The organism is Streptomyces xantholiticus (genome assembly GCF_014651015.1).
In the GTDB taxonomy this organism is placed as follows: Bacteria; Actinomycetota; Actinomycetes; order Streptomycetales; family Streptomycetaceae; genus Streptomyces; species Streptomyces xantholiticus.
The window spans coordinates 1-20,151 of record NZ_BMWB01000028.1; the positions used below are offsets into that span (position 1 = coordinate 1).

Annotated in this window: 18 protein-coding genes; 5 read left to right on the top strand and 13 right to left on the bottom strand. The window is 65.4% G+C overall.

Going from position 1 to position 20,151, the window contains the following annotated elements; all coding sequences use genetic code 11:
* Positions 1–156: 156 nt before the first annotated feature.
* From IE198_RS29645 to IE198_RS29685, 8 genes are all read right to left on the bottom strand, one after another.
* Complete coding sequence (locus IE198_RS29645; RefSeq protein WP_189892145.1) at positions 157–600, bottom strand: phosphatase domain-containing protein; 444 nt, start codon at positions 598–600, stop codon at positions 157–159.
* The gene (locus IE198_RS29650) at positions 597–1,187 is read right to left on the bottom strand and encodes a CGNR zinc finger domain-containing protein (RefSeq protein ID WP_189892147.1); all 591 of its coding nucleotides are present in this window, start codon (positions 1,185–1,187) and stop codon (positions 597–599) included. The genes IE198_RS29645 and IE198_RS29650 overlap by 4 nt, the downstream gene beginning before the upstream one ends.
* A gap of 334 nt (positions 1,188–1,521) precedes the next feature.
* Positions 1,522–4,200 carry a LuxR C-terminal-related transcriptional regulator gene (locus IE198_RS29655; RefSeq protein ID WP_308426870.1) on the bottom strand — a complete coding sequence of 893 codons (2,679 nt, stop codon included), beginning with the start codon at positions 4,198–4,200 and terminating at the stop codon, positions 1,522–1,524.
* A 119-nt stretch (positions 4,201–4,319) separates the two neighbouring features.
* Positions 4,320–5,810: an alpha/beta hydrolase family protein gene (locus IE198_RS29660; protein ID WP_189892149.1), complete on the bottom strand. Its 1,491-nt coding sequence runs from the start codon at positions 5,808–5,810 to the stop codon at positions 4,320–4,322.
* Between the two features lie 268 nt (positions 5,811–6,078).
* Positions 6,079–6,582, bottom strand: coding sequence for a GNAT family N-acetyltransferase (locus tag IE198_RS29670; protein ID WP_189892151.1), 504 nt, complete (start codon positions 6,580–6,582; stop codon positions 6,079–6,081).
* Positions 6,583–6,921: 339 nt separating this feature from the next.
* Positions 6,922–7,692: a hypothetical protein gene (locus IE198_RS29675; RefSeq protein WP_189892154.1), complete on the bottom strand. Its 771-nt coding sequence runs from the start codon at positions 7,690–7,692 to the stop codon at positions 6,922–6,924.
* Positions 7,693–7,744: 52 nt separating this feature from the next.
* Positions 7,745–8,194 carry a hypothetical protein gene (locus IE198_RS29680; RefSeq protein ID WP_189892156.1) on the bottom strand — a complete coding sequence of 150 codons (450 nt, stop codon included), beginning with the start codon at positions 8,192–8,194 and terminating at the stop codon, positions 7,745–7,747.
* A 59-nt stretch (positions 8,195–8,253) separates the two neighbouring features.
* Positions 8,254–8,949 carry a hypothetical protein gene (locus IE198_RS29685; protein ID WP_189892158.1) on the bottom strand — a complete coding sequence of 232 codons (696 nt, stop codon included), beginning with the start codon at positions 8,947–8,949 and terminating at the stop codon, positions 8,254–8,256.
* An 84-nt stretch (positions 8,950–9,033) separates the two neighbouring features.
* Here IE198_RS29685 and IE198_RS29690 point away from each other — a divergent pair, with 84 nt between their 5' ends.
* A complete protein-coding gene (locus IE198_RS29690) occupies positions 9,034–9,540 on the top strand; it encodes a hypothetical protein (RefSeq protein WP_189892160.1) in 507 nt (168 codons plus the stop codon).
* A gap of 475 nt (positions 9,541–10,015) precedes the next feature.
* On the opposite strand, the gene IE198_RS29695 is transcribed toward IE198_RS29690, so the two are convergent.
* Positions 10,016–10,432 (bottom strand): nuclear transport factor 2 family protein, encoded by a 417-nt coding sequence (locus IE198_RS29695; protein ID WP_229834464.1) that lies wholly within the window; start codon positions 10,430–10,432, stop codon positions 10,016–10,018.
* 50 nt (positions 10,433–10,482) lie between these two features.
* Between IE198_RS29695 and IE198_RS29700 the strand changes: the two genes are divergently transcribed.
* A complete protein-coding gene (locus IE198_RS29700; protein ID WP_189892164.1) occupies positions 10,483–10,965 on the top strand; it encodes a MarR family winged helix-turn-helix transcriptional regulator in 483 nt (160 codons plus the stop codon).
* Positions 10,966–11,293: 328 nt separating this feature from the next.
* On the opposite strand, the gene IE198_RS29705 is transcribed toward IE198_RS29700, so the two are convergent.
* The 4 genes from IE198_RS29705 to IE198_RS29720 form a co-directional block, all read right to left on the bottom strand.
* A complete protein-coding gene (locus IE198_RS29705; RefSeq protein WP_189892166.1) occupies positions 11,294–12,559 on the bottom strand; it encodes a glycosyltransferase family 4 protein in 1,266 nt (421 codons plus the stop codon).
* Between the two features lie 58 nt (positions 12,560–12,617).
* Complete coding sequence (locus IE198_RS29710; protein ID WP_189892168.1) at positions 12,618–13,922, bottom strand: glycosyltransferase family 4 protein; 1,305 nt, start codon at positions 13,920–13,922, stop codon at positions 12,618–12,620.
* Positions 13,923–14,297: 375 nt separating this feature from the next.
* Positions 14,298–14,978 (bottom strand): hypothetical protein, encoded by a 681-nt coding sequence (locus IE198_RS29715; protein ID WP_229834466.1) that lies wholly within the window; start codon positions 14,976–14,978, stop codon positions 14,298–14,300.
* Positions 14,979–15,664: 686 nt separating this feature from the next.
* A complete protein-coding gene (locus tag IE198_RS29720) occupies positions 15,665–16,000 on the bottom strand; it encodes a hypothetical protein (RefSeq protein WP_189892172.1) in 336 nt (111 codons plus the stop codon).
* A gap of 845 nt (positions 16,001–16,845) precedes the next feature.
* On the opposite strand from IE198_RS29720, the gene IE198_RS29725 reads away from it, so the two are divergent.
* Genes IE198_RS29725 through IE198_RS29735 form a run of 3 tightly spaced genes read left to right on the top strand, consistent with a single transcriptional unit; the run spans position 16,846 to position 20,151 of the window.
* Positions 16,846–17,751, top strand: coding sequence for a class I SAM-dependent methyltransferase (locus IE198_RS29725; RefSeq protein WP_189892174.1), 906 nt, complete (start codon positions 16,846–16,848; stop codon positions 17,749–17,751).
* A gap of 25 nt (positions 17,752–17,776) precedes the next feature.
* Entirely contained in the window at positions 17,777–18,346 is a 570-nt protein-coding gene (locus IE198_RS29730) for a response regulator (RefSeq protein WP_189892176.1), read from the top strand.
* Between the two features lie 23 nt (positions 18,347–18,369).
* Positions 18,370–20,151, top strand: a complete 1,782-nt coding sequence (locus tag IE198_RS29735; RefSeq protein WP_189892178.1) for a hybrid sensor histidine kinase/response regulator — start codon at positions 18,370–18,372, stop codon at positions 20,149–20,151.

The following is a 20,151-nucleotide window of genomic DNA, read 5'->3' on the forward strand; positions in this document are numbered from 1 at the left end:
CCGCATCAGCGTCCTGTTCGCCATGCTCCGCGACGGCACCTTCTACGAACCCCGCACACCCGACGACATCGAACTCGCCGCATAACCCCAACCACCCCAAACCCGACAGGGGCGCCTTGACGAAGGACATAGAGGCACCCCCCGCGTGCTGTGACGTCAGTCGGCCGGGAACCGGGCCACCCAACGGCGTTGCCACAGTGTTTCGACGGCCCGGTGGTGATGGTGCCTGCGCGTCCACGCAACAGCGTCCGCCGACGACACCCCCGCCAGGATGGCCAGGCAGGCTATGACGGTTCCGGTGCGGCCGACGCCGCCCCCGCAGGCGACTTCGACGGCCGCGCCCGCCCGTGCCCGCTCGTGCAGGGCGTGGATATGCCGTACGGCCAGGTCGCGGTCGCGCGGCAGCAGAAAGTCTGGCCACTCGATCCAGGCGCACTCCCACTCCAGCCCCATCTCGTGGCGGCGGCGCAGTCGGCTGGATCCCAGGTAGAGGGCGAAGTCGGGCACGGGTCCGGCCGGTCGTGGGTGGCGCAGGCCGCGGCCGCGGACCCAGGAGCCGTCCGGGAGCTGGAGGGCGCCCGGCAGTGGTGCGTTGCTCATCGGGCCCCATTCCCGGCCCGCTGCCGGCTGCGGTGGCGGGCGACTTTCAATCGGTTGCCGCACCGGTCGGGCATGCAGTAGCGGCGGCGTCCAGCCCGGGTGGTGTCGGCGAACACGCCGCGGCAGCCGGGGGCGGCGCAGTTTCGGAAACGCTCGTGACCGAGCGTGCGGACAACGCCGAGGAGGCCGACGGCCAAGAACGCCGCCAGCTCATCGGCGAGCGGTGCGCCCGCCGCGGTCGCCAGGTACCACTGCCACTGGCCTTCGTCATCGCGTCGCAGTACCGGCCCCCGGCCGGCGCGTCCGACCAGCACGGCCGCGCCGGCGACGGCCTCCTCGGCCGTGACGGTCTCCATGATCGCGCGCAGCTCCCGGCGCAGCAGGTGCACCTGGGAGAGGTCTTCGCCGGTCGGCGGCTGTCCGTCCGTCACAGCGTCAGGCCGAAGGCCGTGTCTGCTCAGAAAGACTGTCAGCGCGTCGGTGTCCGGCAGCGCCTCTCCGGTGGTCGTCTGCACGGTGGGCGATGTGCAGACCAGCTCGGTCGCGACCGCCGCGCCCCTTGCGTAGTCGATGAGGGAGAACTCCATGTTGCCCTCTCTGCGTAGTAACCCCTATAGGGGAACTATACCGGTTACTTGCTGACCGCGGGCGTCACTGTCCTTCCCCGCCTGCCCGGCCGATGTCAGGGGGCATCCGGAATCGAGCGGACTTTCGCCGGGCTCCACCAGTCCCAACGCCTGTGGGTCCGTCATTAGATACGTGACGACATGCACCCGTCCCTCGAACTTCTCCTGGTTCACACTGGTTGGCGGAGGTTCGGCGTCCCACGCTTGCGCGCGGCGGCCTGTAATCCACCGGACAGGGGTTGCCATCTAAAGCGTGGCATCAGCCCGAAGTACCCGCCCCCACGAGCGCTACAGGTCAGTGGTCCAGCTCGGTCGCGCGCGACGGTGGTGGGTTGGAATTCGTGCCGAGTGCGTCGGCGAGTTCACGGCGAGTGGTAACGCCGAGCTTGACGTAGGCGTGCTGGAGGTGGTTGTCAATGGTGCGTACTGACAGGTGGAGGGCGGTGGCGATGTCTCTGCTCGAGGTGCCGACGGCGGCGAGGAGTACGACCTCGCGTTCTCGGGCAGTGAGTGCGGCGGTGGCCTCAGTGGTGGTCAGCAGCGGGGTACGGGAGCCCTGGCAGCGCGCTGCATATGCCTGGGCCTGCTGGGCAGCGGCGGCCGCCCGGCGAGCCTGACCTGTCCGCCGCCAGGCAGCGGCGGCCACGGTGGCTGCCTCCGCGGCCAGAAGGACCGCGCCGATCTGCTCCAGCTCGCCGGCTGCGGCCAGGAGCCGGTCGGGATCGTCTGCGGCCAGAGCAGCAGCCAGATGAGCACGAGCCGGAGCGAAGCCCCCGTCGCAGACCTCGGCCAGCTCCGCGAGCCGGTCGGCCACGTCCCTGGCGCCTCCCAGCCGAGCGACATCGGTCAACAGCGTCCCCTCGGCACTCACATGGCCCCGTGCCCGGGCCGAGCGGGCTGCCTCGCTGAGAACCGTCCTGGCCTGCGTCAACTGGCCCCGCGCGGCAAGCAGCCAGGCCTCCCCGAGACGCTCGTGCCCCTCCCAATAGCCCGTATGAGGCGGGTAGTTGTCGATCTCCGCCAGGGTTGCCTCGGCGGCGTCGATGTCACCCGAAACAGCGCAGGCGGCGGCCAGGCCGGAGGCAGCGAGTCGCAGGCCCAGTGGCAACCGGTGGTTGCGGCCCCGGGCAAGGGCTTCGGCGAACCAGCGGCGGGCATCAGCAGAGCGACCGGCCAGCCAGGTGCTCTGTGCCAGCGCAAAAGCCGCCCACGCCTGAGGCAACGGTGCGTGCTCGTGCACAGCGGCTGTGTAGGCCCGGTCGGCAGCCTGCTGCGCACGGTCCAGGCGTCCGGCACCGCACCAGGCATAGGCGGCGTACACCAGTTGGAAGGCTGCTGTCTGGATGACGACTTTGTCGGCTGCCGTCCGGTGCTGCACATACGCCTGCTCGGACAGCTCCGCAGCCTCCGTTGCCCGCCCCACTGCCAGCAGGGCTGCCGACTTCAACGCCAGCCCGAACAGCCGCACGCGTGGGTCCGGCATGTCCTCGATGTCACGCAACACCTCCAGTCCGCGAGTGGGGGAGTCGTTCCAAATCCGCATGCAACTCTCATTGACCGCCAAGATCTTCCGTACCATCGGATCCCTGGCCTCCGCCAGCGCTGCGGTGTTGACCGCGAGGGCCTCTTCGGTGCGAGCCGCTGACCAGAACAAGCTCTGGGTCCGCTCCATCACTACTGCCAGGCGTTGGCCCTCGTCTGCCGCGAGAGCCTCGGCTTGAGCGAATGCGTCCTCGGCCTTGGCGAAGTCCCCCAGCTCAAAATGGGACTCCCCGAGCAGGACACGGCTCTCGGTGGTGTGGTGCTCGTTCGGCAGCGCCTGCAGCAGTGTGACAACGTGCGGGTAGTCGCGGGCGTAGCGCGCCAGGGTGGCAGCCTGGACCAGCATGTCCGGGTCGGCGGTGCCGGTGGCGGCCAGTTGCCAGGTGGCGATATGCAGCGCGTCGTCCCGGCGCCTGCCACCATGGGACTGGAGCTGCTCGACCTGTTGCAGCAACAGGTCGCGTCGGCGAACGGTCGGGATGCCTGCCCGCAGCACCTCCCCGTACAGGGGGTGCGCGAGTTGCATGGTGGTGCGGCGCCGGTCGGCCATGACCTGGACCAGTCCCGTTTCTTCAAGGCCGGCCAGCACGTCCGCCGAGGCGAGCCGCTGGGCGTCGGTCAGCGACACCGGCTCGCACAGAGCCAGCAGGTCCAGTACCTGACGGGCTCGAGTGTCCGCCGCGGCCAACCGGGCCCCGATCAGTGTGGCCAGCCGAGGCGTACTGACCAGCCATCCCTTGTCCAGTTCCCAGATCTCCCCATCACTGACCAGCGTCCCCGCGGCCAGGGCGCCCAGCACCAACTCCCGCAGGTACAGCGCAATGCCGCCGGATGCGGTATGCAGCTCGTGCAGGGTGCGCCGCCCAACCACCGCCCCGAGAGCGGCCTGCATCACCGCCTCCAGCTGCTTTGGGCCGAACGGCGAAAGGTCGATCCGGTGCACCGCGTCCCCGTGACACAGTGTCTCGACGGCCTCGCCGACCGGTCCCCCCGTGCGCACCGTGCTGATCAGCCGCACGACGCCCTCGTCCAGCAGCTGCCGCAGCAGCACCGCCGAGGCCGAGTCCAAGAGATGCAAGTCATCCACGAGAACCGCCCACCGGCGAGCCCGCGACGGCCCGGCCAGCGCACGAGCGACCTCGGCGAAACCCTTGACGGGATCGGAAAGATCCACACCGGCTGGAATGAGGTGCGCGATCGCCCCCAGGGGCACTGTGGCCGCTACTGCGGACGCTGTGGCCCGCCCACCCTCGAAACCTGCCTGGACCGCCCGGGCCAGGCACTCCTCGGCCAGCCGGGACTTGCCCACACCGGCCGGGCCGGAGATCACAAGCCCCTGGCAGCTCCGTTTCGCCCAGGCTCCCGTGAATTCCTCCAATTCATTTTCCCTGCCTACCAGCGGCCACCGCAATGGCATTTGCTGCACGTCCATGGCAGCCTCCTGACGTCGTCCCACCCGGCGAATATACGAAATCTTCGGTGCCGTCCCCGTCCAGGCCGGCACACGGGCCGCAGGAGCTGTGCGCCAGGCCGGTGTGGCGGCGCAGCCGATCAGCGGCCGCTGCCCGGGCGATGGACGCTGAGGTCGCCGTAGGTGGACAGAACGCCGGTCAGGCCGCCCGGTCTGTGACGCAGCGTGGAGTCCAGGAAGGCGAGAGAGACAGCGGCGACGAGACGCGGGCTCTCGGTACGGCCCAGAGACCCGACCATCGAGGGCACCGGCGGCAGGTAAAGAGGGGCGTCCATGAATGTGAGGTGTGCGGCGCCGGGGATGGTGAGCCGGTAGCTCGTCGCGGTGTTGAGCTCGAGGACTTTGTTGAGGCGAGGTATGTAACCCGGGTCGGTTTCCTGGGTGATGGCTTGGGTGAGGGCGAGCGCCGGCTGGTGGAAGGAGCGCGGGGTGGGGTCGTGGGGATAGCCGTCCAGGTCCATGACGGCATCGAACCGGCGGTCCTGGCGGGCGGCCTGCAGGGCGGCACCGCCACCCATGGAGTGGCCGGTCACCGCGGCCCGGCCGGTGTCCAGGCGTCCGGTCAGCGGGCCCGAGATCTCACCTCGGTCGAGACGGCCCAGCTGAGTGAGGACGAAGCTGAGGTCGGCGGCCCGGATCCCTGACGTTTCGGCGGACCGTTTCTGGTCTTCGTCCGGGTCGCCGGTGGAGGCGATCTTGGTGTTGAGCGTTCGGCCGTCGGCGAGGACGACGGCGGAGGAGTCGTAGGGGTGGTCGAGGGCGGCGACCACATAGCCGTGGCTGGCCAGTTCCTCGGCCCAGGCGGTGTTCTGTGTGCGCACTCCCCCCAGCCCGGGAGAGAAGAGCACGACCGGGAACCGTCCGCCACTGCCGGCCACCGGGGCGTTGAAGACCGAATGGGTGTGCGCACGCGGGACGCCGTCGACCAGGAAGCCGGGCAGGCCGACGTAGCGCGCGAGGGCGTCGGAGACGGTGCGCGCCTCGTGCTCCGTGCGCCCGAGGTACTGGGCACGTTGCGCGCCTGCGGGACTCTTCTGAGCGGGGTACCAGAGCTGGACCACGACCGTGCGCCGGTCTCCGCGTTCGGGAGTGGCGTTCTCGGGGCGGTGCGGGTCGGTCCACTGCATCACGCGCGTGCCCACCGCGAAGTGGCCTGACGGCTCGGGGAACACGGGTACGGGAAAGGCCCAGGCGGCCGCCGGGCCCGCGGCGATCAGGCCGACGCAGGCCACCGATCCCGGCAACGCCGGCCACCACCGGGCCCGCCTCGTCGGCCGGCCCGTACCTCGTCGTAGAAGAGGAAATACGGCGAACGGCAACGCGAAGGCAGCGCCTGCCAGTACCGGCAGCATCTGCCAGCGGATCCCCACCACGCTCAGCACGATCGCGGACAGCACGAAAACCGCCCCCGCCGCGATCGTGACGGGTGGGCGGGCGGCGGGGGGAAGCCAGCGCGCCGGCACCAGCGCGACGGCACCCAGCAGGGCAAGGATTTCCAGGGAGGACATGTGCAGTCCCGTGATGATCTCGGTCACCCGGCCATCCTCGGCGCGAGGTACGCGCTGCCGCATCGATCCCGGGTCGCAATCGTGTGCAACCGGAGTCGCATCCGACGCATGGCGCCTGTACAACCGGAGTCGCATCCAAGGCTCGGCCTTCGGGGACAGCCGTGTCGAAGCCGTAGGGGCGCCGTAGCGGCCAGCGGGTCCAACTGGCGTGCAGAAGAACGCTGACGAGTACGGCATGGACAGTTCACGGATCTCGCTCGGCGGCATGTCGGCGGGTGGCACACTGGCGATGAACACCGCCTACCGCCTCCACACTGTGCTGAACCGCGCGTCATGCAGGCGCCAGCCGCTTTTCGAACCACAAGTCAGAGAATGTGCAGTCGTTGTGCGCAGGGATCTCCACATAACCGTGGCGCGCATAGAGCGCCCGCGCCTCCACCAGGTCAATCCGAGTGTCCAGGACCAGTCGCCGCGCTCCCAGGTCGAGAGCCGCCTTCTCGACGGCTTCCAGGAGCAGGTCCGCACCACCTTTCCCCCGCACCTCCTTGGTCAGAAAGACCCGCTTCACTTCGGCCGTGCCCGGCTCCAGCAGATGCACCCCGGCGCAGCCCACGGCCTCGCCGCCGTACCGTGCGACGAGCAAGGTGCCCGAAGGCGGCCCGAATTCCGCACCGGTCGCCGCGACGATTTCTTGCTCCAACTCGTCCGAGTAGTCTTTCAGAAGCCCGAACTCGCGTTGGTACCAGCGGTCGCTGATCTCCGTGTAATACGCCCGCCAAAGAGCCCTCGCCGCTTTGGAGTCGAAGGGTTCGGGGGCGATGGTCCATGACGTCATGGCACCGATAGTCGGGCCAAGGCTTTACACAGCGCAACCAAATACGATGTGACGCCATCGATCAGCCGTGAAATCAGCCTGCGGGTCACTCATCGTGAAGCAACGCTCACAAGATCGCTAGCGCATCGCGAATGCACGTGCCACGATGCAGGTGGCGAACTGGGCCGGTGCTCCCCAACTGCCGTTGACCCAAGTGCCACAACTTGTTGCGGCCTGCGCAGGGCTGGACGGCACCAGTGTCGGCAGACCACTGGTGACGACGGGCAGGACAATGCTGAGACACTGACGTCCGGTTCGATGCATGGAAGGTGTCTTCTTCCTGTTCTCCCGCGCCTCGGGTCATGGGACGTCGTACAGCTTTCTGACGGTGTACATGAAGGAGCAGCCGCCGTCGGGCCCCGCTGTCGATTCCGTGTCGATGGTGCGGTTGAGACCGTCCAACTGCGACGAGGTCAGTGGGCCGGTTGACCGATGTATCTGGCAGATGACGTCATCGCCGGAGCCCGAGTCGTAGTCCCGCCCATCAAGGTTGACGTCGACCGATTCTCCCGGCCGGACCGTCAGCAGCACCTTGTTGTTGCCCTTGGCGTACGCGCTGTCGCAGCGAGCGTAGGTGGCCGACACACAAAGGCCGCGATCCGCGAACTGGTAACCGCTCCAACCAGTCGGGGCCCATGCCTGGTTGGCCACCTCCGCCGGGGAGGCGGCCGCTGTCCCCGAGGAGGACCACGCGTTACCGAAGTCCCCGGTGCCGCCCCAGCGGCCTATGTTGCGTACCCCTTGACCGTCGTTCCCCCCTCCTGCGGCACTGGTGTGCACGGATACCGAACCGTAGAAGTCGGCACATTCGGAATAGCCGCTGCCCGTCCAGCACGAGTGATCGTCAAGCTGGAAGAATCCCACCTTCACCAGAGTCACTTCGACACGATATGAACTTGCCGCCGCTACGGCGCTGTCGGCGTGCACGGTGGGCACCACCACCGCAGCCGCTGCGACGAACAGGGCCGACAACTTCTTCCGTCTCACGCCCCTCGAACGCTCGGCTTGCGTTCTTGGATCGGCTGCATGGCTCACGCCGAGAGCCACCGCAGCAGCTGCCAATGTTTTCATGCGAGCACCTTTCATTTCCGTGGCGTGCCAGTCGTTCCGAATGCACTACGTGTCAGAACGTCCATGGCGATACCACTGCCTTCCATTGCCACGACCCAAAGGACGGATTCCAGTACTGAATGGAGGCGACCGCGCGCTCGGAGTTGAGATCGGCGTTCGTGTCGTTCATTTCGAACGAAGCACACGTCCGAGTGGCCCCGGGGATGAGGGTCACGTCCGCACAGTTCGCATCACCGCCGAAGGGGTTCAGCAGGACTGTCTGACTCCCCAGGAATACGTTGCGTGCCCCGCCGTTGTAGATGTGAACATGCCCGCCCTTCTTCTGGGTTGCCGCCTCCGTCCGTTCGGAGACGCACATGTTGACCGTCACCCCCGGGAGAGAGGTGTCGAATGCGCGCCAACCGGCACAGGAGGTGCCGTCGACCGCTCTTGCCGGAGTGGCCAGTAGCATGAGTTCCGCCGCAGCGGTCAGAATGACTGCACCTGAAACTGCTTTCCGCATGGGGACTTCACTTCTTTCTCGTAGGAACGTCGGCTGTCGGTGCTCCTCACGCGGGACGGTCAAATCACTGCGCCGACAGTCTCAAGGCGGTAATGCACGGTGCATGAGGAGTTGGATTCCCCGCTGGAGGAGGATTGGTCGGACAGTGAAAGGCCAGGCAGTGTGGAGTGAGTGAGATTCCCAATGAAGAGATTACCCTCACACAGCACGTCATCCCTCGACGAACTATCCTTGTCCATGAACTTGTAGGAGATCTTCAGCTGATCGCCTGCATATACGGCCACCTGGACCTTGTTGTTGTTCTTGATCCGAGGGTGGCTTGAATCGCAACTCTTGTAAGTGCCGCTTGCGCAGAGGAATGTATCCGAGAACTTGTACTGAGTGCCCGAGTAAACCCCCCTGGGGCAACTGGCCAGGTCCTGGTTGTTGCTGTTCCATGGCGCCATGGACCAATCAGTGCCGTTGTACGAGCAATCCCGATCTTCTTCGCGCCACGCCGCGAGGTTAAGGGCGCGATTGAGCCTTACGCTGGTGGCGCCGGGGGCCTGAGATCCGGCCGACAGGGTTCCGTAGACCTCGGCCCGACTGCAGCCCTCGAAGAATTCGCAATCGTCGAACGTCGAAGAGAATGCGTCAAATGTGACCTCCACGATGTAGTAGTCCGGGAGGGCGGCCGCCTGAGCCGAGGTTCCTGGAACCAACAATCCCGCAGTCACAGCCACGAGAGCAGCAGCAGATGACATAAGCTTCTTCATGAGATCCCCATTCTAGAAACTACTCGTCAGCCCTATTCATCGATCCGGGCATTCCTGCACCTTGATTCGAGTTGCGGAAGCGCTGTGGAGCGTCTTGTACCGGGCCTCTTGTCACGGGCGCTGGATCTCGTCGGCGGTGTAGCCGTCATATCGGTGACCGCCGGGCGCAGGGCTCCGCCAGAGGTTCGATCGCCAAACGAAGGCGGCGGCGCCGGCTACAAGATCGCGCCGGCCGGACTCGCGCAGGCCGTATCGGCGCCACCGCTCAAATCCGTCTTCGGCACTTACAACACCGGGCGCGGCTTCGCTGAGAAGTCCCAATTGCTTCACAGCACGGCCGCATGTCGCGGCAGCGCTCAGAACGCCGGCGACACCGTCGTGAAGAACATCCCATACGTGCTTGTCGCAGTGTCGGCCCAGGCGGGGGTCTGGTCGAGCGTCCACGGGGTGCTGCAGGAGAAGCTCTGTCCCGGTGCGACGGTGCGGGAAGGGCATGTACGCCCGGTGGTGCCGAAGTCCGCGCTGTTCCTCACCTCAAGGCCGGCGGTGTTGGTGACGCCTCCCGTGTTGGTCACGATCCCGTACGCGTAGCTGTGGCTACCATCTTTGACGAGGCATGCCTTCTGCCAGAACCCCGACAGGTGGGGGACTGCCTGCCACGCGCTGCAGCTTTGAACCTGAGCCGCACTGGCTTCCGCCGCGGAGAATCCGACAATCGCTGCACTCGCTGTTGCAGTTGCCGACAAGATTCCCGCGAGTCGCTTCAGGCGCTTCATTGAAATCTCTCCCTGTGAGTTTGTGAATAACTCGGACTCGGTTGCCGATCTACCGACCGGTGAGGTTTGGGTTTTGCTTCATGGCTGCCCCATTGAGGCGCGCTGCGTCGGCCAGGTTCCGCAACAGCGGGTGCCGAGGATTCCATGCAATTGGAACACCCGTCCGGCTCCGCGAGGAGAGTAATGACTACCCACAAGAGTGACACCGGTTCAGAAGCGGCTGCATTGCCCCAAGATGGACGCTTTCGGCGCACTGCAAGCGCCGCCTGCGTGAGGGATTGAAGAGTGTGTCAGGCGCGGGTGAGTCGCTCATAGCAGTCGTAGTTCCTCTGAGCGATGATCTTCCCATCGCGAAATTCCAGGAAGACCGCGATGTGGGCGCGCAGGGTATGCCCCGCGGGCAGGTCGCCCAGAGGAACGGCAGTCGTCCCGACCCAGAGCACTTCCAGAGCGACCTGGTCGCCCACGGCAAGGGCATTGAGCACCTCGAAGCTCTGCATGCCCAGTCCGGCGCGGCCCGCTTCGGCAGCAGCGCACAAGCCTGCCAGGTCCCGGAGGTTGCCGTCGGGAAAGAGCGCGTTGGGCAGCTCATGGTGGGTGGCGTCGGGATGGAAGAACGCGCGGAGTTCCTCGCCGGTAGCGAAGCCGGAGACGGCTTGGTGGTAGCGGACAGCGGTGTCGATGTTGGGATGTTGTTGCAGTGGCATATGAACAACCATAGTTGTGCAACCGTGGTTGTCAAGTGTAGTATGGCCCCATGCCACCCTCGCTCGACCCACAGCAACTGGACACCGGAACGCTCGCCCTCTTTGTCGGCCACGCCGCCGCCAACCTGGTTCAGGAGCAGTTGGCCAAGGAGGGTTTTGCCGACCTGCGTTTCTCGCACGGCTATGTCTTCCAGCACCTGATCGACGATGAGCCCACGGTTGGCGAGCTGGCTGCGCACTTGGCCATGACCCAGCAGGGAGCCTCCAAAGCGGTAGCAGAGCTCGAACGCCTCGGCTACTGCGAGCGCGCGCCCGATGCTGCCGACGCCCGCATCCGCCGCGTCCGGCTGACCGCTCGCGGCCAGGAGGCCGTGGCCGCGGCACGACGCGCCCGCAGTGCTCTGGATCAGCGACTGGCCGACCACCTCGGCGAGCAGCACCTGGCGGAGCATCGAGACCTGCTGGTCCGGCTCTTGGACGAACTCGGCGGAACCGCAGCGGTGAAACGCCGGGCTGTACGACCGCCCCGGTAACCAGACAGAACACGCATCGGCTGTCCGCCCACACGGCCCACCGGCGAGGCTCATTCGCAGCCAACCTTCAAGAAACCCTGGCGGGCTCAGGCGGTCAACGCACCACCCAGTGGTGATCACGTGGTCGTGGAGGCACAGGTGCGTGACTACAAGTTTTCGCCGACTCAGCAGGACGAGATCCGCAGACGCCGGCGCGAGGGGCAGTCGTTCAGCTTGATGGGACGGGCGCTCGGGGCGCGGACGCACCACGTTCGCCGGTTTCTGTATCAGAGCCCGCAACGGAGGCCCTGTCCGCTTCCACGCCGCGTCAGCGGACACGGCTGCCTACTCAGTTCTTTGTTCGGCGCCGGATCGTCCTTCCGACACATCGCGCGGCGCGGAAGAGGCCTTCCGTCATGGTGTAGGTCACGTGAGTATGGAGGGTGACCAGTTGCCTGCTGTGGCGATGTCGGCGGGCCGAGTTTCGAGTGCGCCGCAGTTCGGTGAAGAGCTCTTCGTATCGGGCCGATATGTGTTGCGGATCGAAACGTTGTGCGTTATTGCTCGCAGCGTGGGCCATCACCCGCCGTTTCCGTTCGTCATTGATCAGGCTCAGGAGAGCGTGAGTCATTGCTGCTGGGTCATTGACTGGGATCAGAAGTCCGTCGCTTCCATGGCGAATGATCTCCGCCGGCCCCAGCGGGCAGTTGGTGCTGATTACGGGCAGTCCGCAGCGCATGGCCTCGACGATGGTCATGCCGAAGGATTCGCCGCTGGAACTGACAGCGGCGAGAGAGCCTCTGGCCCACTGGGCGTCCATCGGGGTGTGGGCTCCCATCAGCATCACGTGATCGTGCAAGGCATGATGGGTGATGCGTTCTTGTATGGTGTTGCGTTCCGGGCCATCCCCGTATATCCGCAGACTCCAGTCCGGGCGTTCGCTGACCACGTCGGCGAACGCGTCAACGAGCTGGTGGAATCTCTTTCCGGGGACGAGTCGTCCTGCGGCTATGACTACCGGCTCTGTTCCGCTTGAGCGTGCAACTTTCGGTGCCGGCACGCTGTTGGGGATGGCAGTGACCCGTAGACGGGGCATGCTTTGGCGGTAGATCTCCGCATCTGCCTCGGTAACGGTGACCAGCGCATCGAGTTGTGGGTAGCAGTTGCGCAATTGGGTGCGCAGGGCGAACCGATGGCTGTTGTGAGTGAGGTGTTCTTGCCCGATCCGCACGATGTGTGGGGGAGTGAAGCGGGCCAGGAGCGCGTTGAGTCCGGGCCGTGTGCCGATCACGATGTCGGCATCCGTATTGGCCAGCCATTCCTTGATTCGCCCCTCGGTCAGCCTGCTGTGCTGCAGGTACCGGCCATCGCTGGCCGGATAGGAGCGGGCAGGCTCGCTGTGCAGCGGGTGTTCGGTATCGCCACCAGGGCGCATATCCGTGAGGGGCGTGAGGCGGATCTGAGACCGAAGGTCGAACCTGGTCCGCTCGCGGTAGCGGAAAACAGAAGCGATCTCCACGTCGTGGCGGTCAGCCAGTGCGTCGGCCAGGTTGAATACCGTACGAATAGTGCCGCCCACTCCGTAGGCATGATGCAGAAGGAAAGAGATCTTCATTCGTCTTCCGGGAAATAGAAGGGAAGAAAGGCCGACTTGTGACTTGCGCGCCGGGCGGTTACGGCTGGGGGGTGTCCAGCCTGGCTGTCCTTCGGTTCTTACGCATCCGATCGGCGGCCAGATCGCGCAGGGCGTGTGCCCCGCCGAGCGCGGCGCCTCGAATGCGCAGGACGGAGTCGCGGGCGGCACTCCAGGAGTGGCTGCGCTTGGCGGTGAGGAGTTCGGCGAAGATCGCCTCATGCCGTTCGGCAATGCGGGCTGGGTCGAAGCGGGCCGAGGCGGTCAGCGCGGCCCGGCCCATGCGCCTGCGCAGGTCGTCGTTCTCGACCAGCTCGAGCAGGGCGTCGGCGATGGCGTCCACGTTTCCGGTGGGTACGAGTCGGCCGTCGATGCCGTCGCTGATGATCTCGCGGGGCCCGTGCGGGCAGTCGGTGGAGACGACGGGCAGTCCGCAGCGCATCGCCTCGACGATGGTCATGCCGAAGGACTCGAGCCGGGAGGTGGAGATGGCGATCGAGGCCTGGGCGAGCTCGGGCTCCAGCGGGCTGACCGCGCCCATCAGGCGCACATGATCGTGGAGGCCGAGTTCATTGATCAGCATGTTCAGGGCACTCAGGGTGTTGCCGGTGGCGTCGCCGCTTCCGTAGATCCGCAGGCGCCACTCGGGGTGTGCGGCCGCAACCTCGGCGAAGGCCCGTATCAGTAGGTCGTAGCGCTTGACCGGGGTGAGGCGGCCGGCTGCGACGATCGTCTTCGCGCTCCCGTCGGCCGGAGCGACCGCGGGCGTGGGGACGCTGTTGGGTACGGCGTCGATGCGGACGCCGGGAAGCCGCAGCCGGGTCCGGTAGGCGTGGGCGTCGGCTTCGGTGACCGTGGTGATGGCATCCAGCAGTGCGTAGCGGCTGCCAAGCTCCCGTCGCAACCGGTAGCCGTGGCTGTCCAGGGTCAGATGCTCCTGGCCGACCCGCACCGGGCCTCGCCGTGTCTGCCGGGCGATGTGCACGTTGAGTCCGGGCCGGGTGCCGACCACGACATCCGCATCGAGGGAGTTCAGATGCTGGCCGATCCTGTCGTCGGTGAGACGGCTGTACTGCCGGTGGCGGCCGTCGCCGATGGCGAAGATTCGCGCCCGGCGGCGGTAGTCCGGGTGGTCACCGTCGAAGCCAGGACTGTCCTGGCGAAGGTCCACGAGATGACGCATCCGGACCCCCGACGGTGCGCCCATCATCGGCGCTTCTCGGTGCCGGAACACCGAAACGATCTCGACACTGTGCTGCTCTGTCAGCGCCGCGGCGAGGTTGAACGTGGTCCGGATCGTGCCGCCGATCCCGTAGGCGTTGTGGAGCAGGAAGGAAATATGCATGCGCTGGCTGGCTTCTGTAGTAGGCAATGGAAGGGATCACGAGAAGTTCTGCCGCAGATCACTGAGTACCGGCGATACGAGTGTCCGAGAGAACGCGCCCTTCCGAGTGAGTAGCCGGTACTCAGGGAAAGCCAGGGGCGCCGAGGTTCAGGGGCCATGGGCACCGCTTCCCCCGGGCCACCTCCAGCCGACCGGACTCCGGCAGCAAGCCGCCGCGTAGGCGCGAAGCGGCTCGAGGCGACACTCACATCGCGCCCACGTCGCCGGGGAGTGGGCGACAGCGCCAGGCGCGAGTCGGCCGCCGTGGAAGCCGCCCAGACCCAGTACACGGTCCGGGCCGGTGAGGAGCCGACAGCCTCGGGAGGGAGGCGCCGGTCACAGGCGCTCGGGCGAGGGCACCCAGAAGTGCCGGAAGTACACGTTCTCGCCGTCGATTTCGAAATCGTCCAGGATGCCCACAGTGATATGGGTGTCCCGGGCGTCGCTCCAGGTCAGGTGAGCCCAGACCACGCATTCCACCTCGTTTCCCGCGTCCGGGATGGCGATCTTCCCCCAGTAAGGCGGGGATACACCGTCCCGTGGCTGGGAGAAGTCGTAGGCGTAGACGTGCTTTCTGCCGTTCGAGGCTTCTTCGTAGTCAGAGGCGATGTAGAGGTTCCTGCCGTCGTTTCCGCCGAACGTGGCGCCCTGCACATGGTGCAATCCGCTGGGCAGCGGGATTTCCTTCACCAGTCGTCCGCTGTCGCGGTCGTAGCCCCACAGATGGTCCACCCGCTGAAACGCGCTGTCCGAAGAGCCGAAGACTGAGCTGTACACCAGCGTGTCAAAGGGATTGAACGCGAGCCATGGGTTCTTCGAACGCTGGGGTGCAGGCGAGCCGATGCTCCTGCCCCACATCGACACGATTCCCACCGTCCTCAAGTCGCGGGAGACCTTCCATATACGAGGAGGTTCACTCTGCTCGATGGGCACGTACACCACCCCGCGCTGTGTGTCGAAGGTCGGCGCCCCAATGTGGCCGCTGCCGGGCGGCGCGGCGAGGGTCCCGTACTGCACGGAGAAATCGAGTGACAGCTTGTACAGGCGCTGGTTCCCAGGTGCATTGGAGACTACGTACCAGAACGTACCGTCCGTGCACATCCCTTGGAACTGCGTACACCAGGACCGCTCGAAACCCGTGTTCTTGGCGTGCTGCCACTCCCGGATACGGGGATCCAGAGAGGGCCTGGGCGTCAGGCGAAGGGATGCCGCCGTCCCAGCGGCGTCCGCTGCCGTTGCGGAACCCGTCGCGCCGTACGCGGGAAGTGCCGTACCCGCGGCGACCGCGCCGAGGCCGGTGAGAAAGCTTCTCCGCTGCATACCTTTTCCACTGCCTTCCTAGGAGTCTTGCCCCTGACACGCTAGGCAGCCGGCAGCGGTCCAGGCATGAGCATGTAATACTCAAGATCGCCGAAGTTCAGTCCGGCACCCGATACATGTCCCCTGCTCCGACGCGTGCGGACTTGGCTACGTTCGGTCCGGTCCGATCGCCCGCGACCGGTGAGCACAGGGTGCCCCGCACACCGGCGGTGTGCGGGGCAGGTGGCGATTCTGCGATTTCCGTGCTTGCGGCTCAGTACTCCACGATGCGGACCGACTCCACGCCGAAGGCGCAGGAACTCGTCCACTTGATGACGGTTCCGTCGGTCCAGCCACCGGAACTCACCGAGTAGAGCGGGCTCCAGGCGGCTCGATGACTCGGCTCAGGGTGAAGTTGGCGACTGTTGATCCAGGAGGGTGCTGGCAGAAGAGGCCAACTGCTGTTCGTCGAACTCGGCTTGTTCTGCGGTGCTCATCGTGCGCCAGTACTTGAGATTGAATGCCGGGCCGTCATCCACCGATGCCAATGCTGCGCGGTGCTCCTCGCTGCCGGGATAGACCGCTGGATCACGAGGACGCCGACCAACGGCCCAGGCGATCAGAAAAGCTGCGTGGGCCAGCATGAGCGCAGCGGCGAGGTAAATCAAAGTCAACCAGTCCAAGATCACGTGAAAGTGCGAGCACATGCACGACTGAGAAAGACGCAGAGAGGAAACCACGTCGAAGATCGTCAGCCAGTGAATTCATTTGAACACGCGAGCCGATCAGGCGCTTGAGTAATGACTGCTCCAATGATCACTCTGAGTCGGGCGGACGTCGTCGTACTCGTTCTGGTCTTCCAGCTCGCATCCGGCTCATGGGGGTCGACGGACATTCCCCGCATCGCGCCCGAGGACATGGCGAGCTGGGCCTCCCAGCGTTCCCAGCAGGCGTACGACGTTGTGGGGTTGAAGCGCACCCGCGTCCGGCGGCTGGTCTGCACACCCGGATCTCGGTCCGTCGGTGATCCCGGTCTGTCCACCTTGATCCGAGATGGTCGATGACCTCGGCCGGTGTCCGCAGCCGGATGCCGGGGCGCGATGGTGCAGCCGCGCCTCGCCAACCTCGACCGAACCCAGCCGATTGCATGCGGGTGGTGGAACGGACGACACCGAAGCAGCTGGCCGGCCTCGTATGTGGCACCGGGCGAAGGTGGACGAGGGCCGCCGGCAGCCGGTCCACGAAGACCAACTTGTGCTTTGGCGCCGACGCCCACCGCCCGGCGACGTGGGCGCGATGTGATGCCGCCTGCTGCCGTTCACGACACAACGGGCCCAGGCCCGCGACGAGCTCACGGATCACATCGGGCGTCGGCCCCATGACCTGATGGCTCCGGATCATCGCTGCACATGCCTGGCTCTCCATCACAAGGCCGTGATCAACGATCAGGCGGCCGAAACGCCAACCCCACCATGCACGACCGCGTCGGCCCTCCGGGCATGTGGGTAACGATTACTCTGGATGGCTCGATTCTGCCCGACGATCCTGTCCGAAAGTCACTAGAGGCAGAAGAAGGCGCAGGCCCATGCGAAAAATGCCAGACCTACCCGAACTGGATCTGTCGGGCAATCACCTCGGCGCCATCCTTGAGGACGGGGACAACCCCTGGCTGACACTTGGCATCATGGACCGGATCGAGGACCCTGCGCTCCTGCACGAATGGGGGAGGATGCTGGACCTTCAGACCCGACTACTTGGCCCGAGAGAGGTGGAGTGGCTACGCGCCAAGGGCTTCGGTCGTGACTGTGCCGGCATCATCGAACCGGGCAGTGGTGACGGCCACTACGGCTCCTTCCTCGCGCGGAACTTCCCTGACGCTCGCATTCACGGTCTTGAGGCCAACGACAGCCTGGTTCGTCGTTTCGACACCGCTCGATGTCCCGAGAACTACGGCATCGACATCTGCAAAGTGGGCAACGATCCGCTACCTGCAGGACTTGCGCCTGGTTTCGATCAATGTTTCCTGCGCTTCGTCCTCCAACATGTATCTGATCCGCGCCCACTGCTCAAAGCAGTCCACGACGCGCTGCCACAGGGAGGCAGGCTCTACATCATCGAAGAAGACCACTCTTTCTTCACTACCGAGCCCTACTGGCTGCCCTACGCCCTGGCCACCGATGCATGGTCTCGGGTCTACGCAGCCGGAGGCAGCGACGGCGCCATGGGGCGCAAGCTCCCCGCACTCGTTGCCGAGGCGGGCTTCGAAGTAACCGATTTCGACCTCGTTCTACGCAACAACGTGGAGATGGGCAACGACTTCCTCGAGCTGTTCACCCAGGCCGCTCGCGTGCTGCACCTCACCAGCCCCGATCTGCTGAACGCCGAGGAACTTCGCAGCATCCGGGACGAGTTCCGGTTGGACCAGGACCGCCACGGCACGAGGTTCGTCGCGACATACCCACAGATTCTCCTGTGCGCCACCAAGTGCTGACCGACGAAATCCGAAGGGTAGTTCCTTGCATACCAGCCTCGAGACCGTGACTCCGCAGGTTCCCTCTAAAGTTCTGATTGTCGACGACGAGGAGGACGTCCATCAGATCACCAGAATCTCCCTGCGGTCGCTGTCCCACCGAGGAAGCCGCGTCAAGCTGGTGTCGGCCCGCTCCGCTGCCGAAGCGCGGCAATGCATGCGAGAACACCCGGATATTGCCGTCGTCCTCCTGGATGTCGTCATGGAATCGGATCACGCAGGCCTGGACGTGAGCAGGTTCATTCGTGAGCAGCTCGGCAACACCTTCGTTCGCATTCTCCTGCGCACCGGACAGCCCGGCCGTGCCCCCGAAGGGACAGTGGTCCAGGAGTACGAGGTTGACGGCTACCTGCCCAAGGCGGAACTGACCTCCACACGATTGGTCACCATGGTTCGTACCGCGCTCAAGGCGTACGACGAGCTGGTCGACCTGGAGTCGCGGCGCCACAGCCTGGAGACGGTTCACGAGAGTGTGCGCGAGCTGAACACCGATTCCACCTGGGCAGACTTCCGCTTGGAGGATGCCGGCACATTCGAGAGCGAGACCAAGCGTTGAGCGGCGAGGAGCACAGGACGCAGATGGCACGAGAGAACGCATGGCGGGTCCTGGTCGTCGACGATGATCCCGACGTTCATGCCGTCACCCGGCTGGTGCTGAAGAACAAGCTCTGGCGAAACCAAGGTTTCGAGCTGACCAGCGTTCACAGCCAGGCCGAGGCCGAGAGCCTGCTGGCCAGTGGAGTCTCCTATCACGTTGCAGTTGTCGACGTTGTCATGGAGAAACAGGAATCCGGACTGGAACTGTGCAGCACCATCCGATCGACGTGCCCGCGTTCTACGCGCATCATCCTGCGTACCGGTCAAGCGGGCTCCGTCCCGGAGGAGACGGTTCTCAACGAGTACGACATCGATTACTATTTGCACAAGCTGGACATGGATCCGGCCAAGCTCTTCTCCGTCGTACGCGCCTGTCTCCGCAGCTCGCAAGACATCTCGACCCTCCTGGCCTACGGCAAACAGCTCCAGAGCTTCACGAAAGCACTTCAGCGCGTCAGCACTGCGGACGACCTCAAGGTTTTCATGGGCGAAGCCCTGCAGTTCCTGGAGTTGAAGCACAACTGCACTGCCGTTTTCAACTACGACCTGTATGCCGAGTCGGACGCTGTCATCGGCACAGGTAAGTCGCTCTACCTGGATGTTCAGCGTCCCCGCTTCCATGCCGCATTGCGTGCCGGCCACGAGCAACGTCTGAAATTGATGAGTGAACACCCGGGCCCACTATTGGGCCTGGAGGATGGCCACTACGTGATCCTCTTCGAGGCGCGGGAAGGGGATGGAGGAGCCGCTCAAATCCCCCGACCGGCCGCGGCGGCCACGGGCAACATCGCTGTGCCCCCTGCCCTGGGCGGCCTCGTGTTCGTCACCAATGCCGAGACGATCTCGGACAACGCCCGACGTGACCTGGTTGCTGACGCCCGGATCTTTATCGAGAACTGGTGTATCGCCTACTCCACGTTGCGCCTTCGCGAGCGACTGGCCCAGGAGCAGATGCTGCGCGACCGGATGTACCACGACCGTCTGGAGAGCATCGCGGCCATGGTGACGGGCGTCGCACACGAGTTGAATACCCCGCTGGGCGTAGCCCGTACGGCCGGATCTGTCATCGGAGACCTGACCACAGAGTTTGTGAGTTCAGCCGTTTCTGACGGTTCTTCTGCCATACATGAAGAGGAACTGGTGTCGGACCTGAGCGAGTCGATCCGGCTGATGAACAAGAACCTGGACCGCGCCCACCGGCTCATCCAGAGCTTCCGCTCGTTGTCGACGTCCCAGATGTCTGACCAACGGATCGAGACCGACATCAAGGCAATCATCGACGACTGTGTGGAGACCATCGGGCCAGAGCTGAAGAAGGGCCACCTCAGCGTGACGGTCACGGCCGCGCCTGCTGAGGACCTTCGGTGGAACGGCTATCCCGGGCACCTCAGCCAGGTCCTCGTCAACCTCCTGCAAAACGCCATCCGTTATGCATATGAGCCGGGCGAGGGCGGAACGGTGACCATCGACATCAGCCGCCGCCCGAGTAACGGCGGTTTCCGAGTCGTTTTCGCCGACCAGGGGCGCGGAGTAAGCGAAGAGATCAAGCCGCGCATGTTCGAGCCCTTCGTGACGTCAGGCCGGGAGATCGGCGGCACGGGTCTGGGCCTGGCGATCATCCGCAACATCATGGCCAATATCCTGGGCGGCTCCATCGTTTGCGATACCGCTCCGGGCAAGGGCACCAGATTCGTCATCGACCTTCCGCTCGTGTGCGAGGAGAAGCCCAGCGGCGCCATGCCCGAGGCCTTCTCCCTGGCCTGA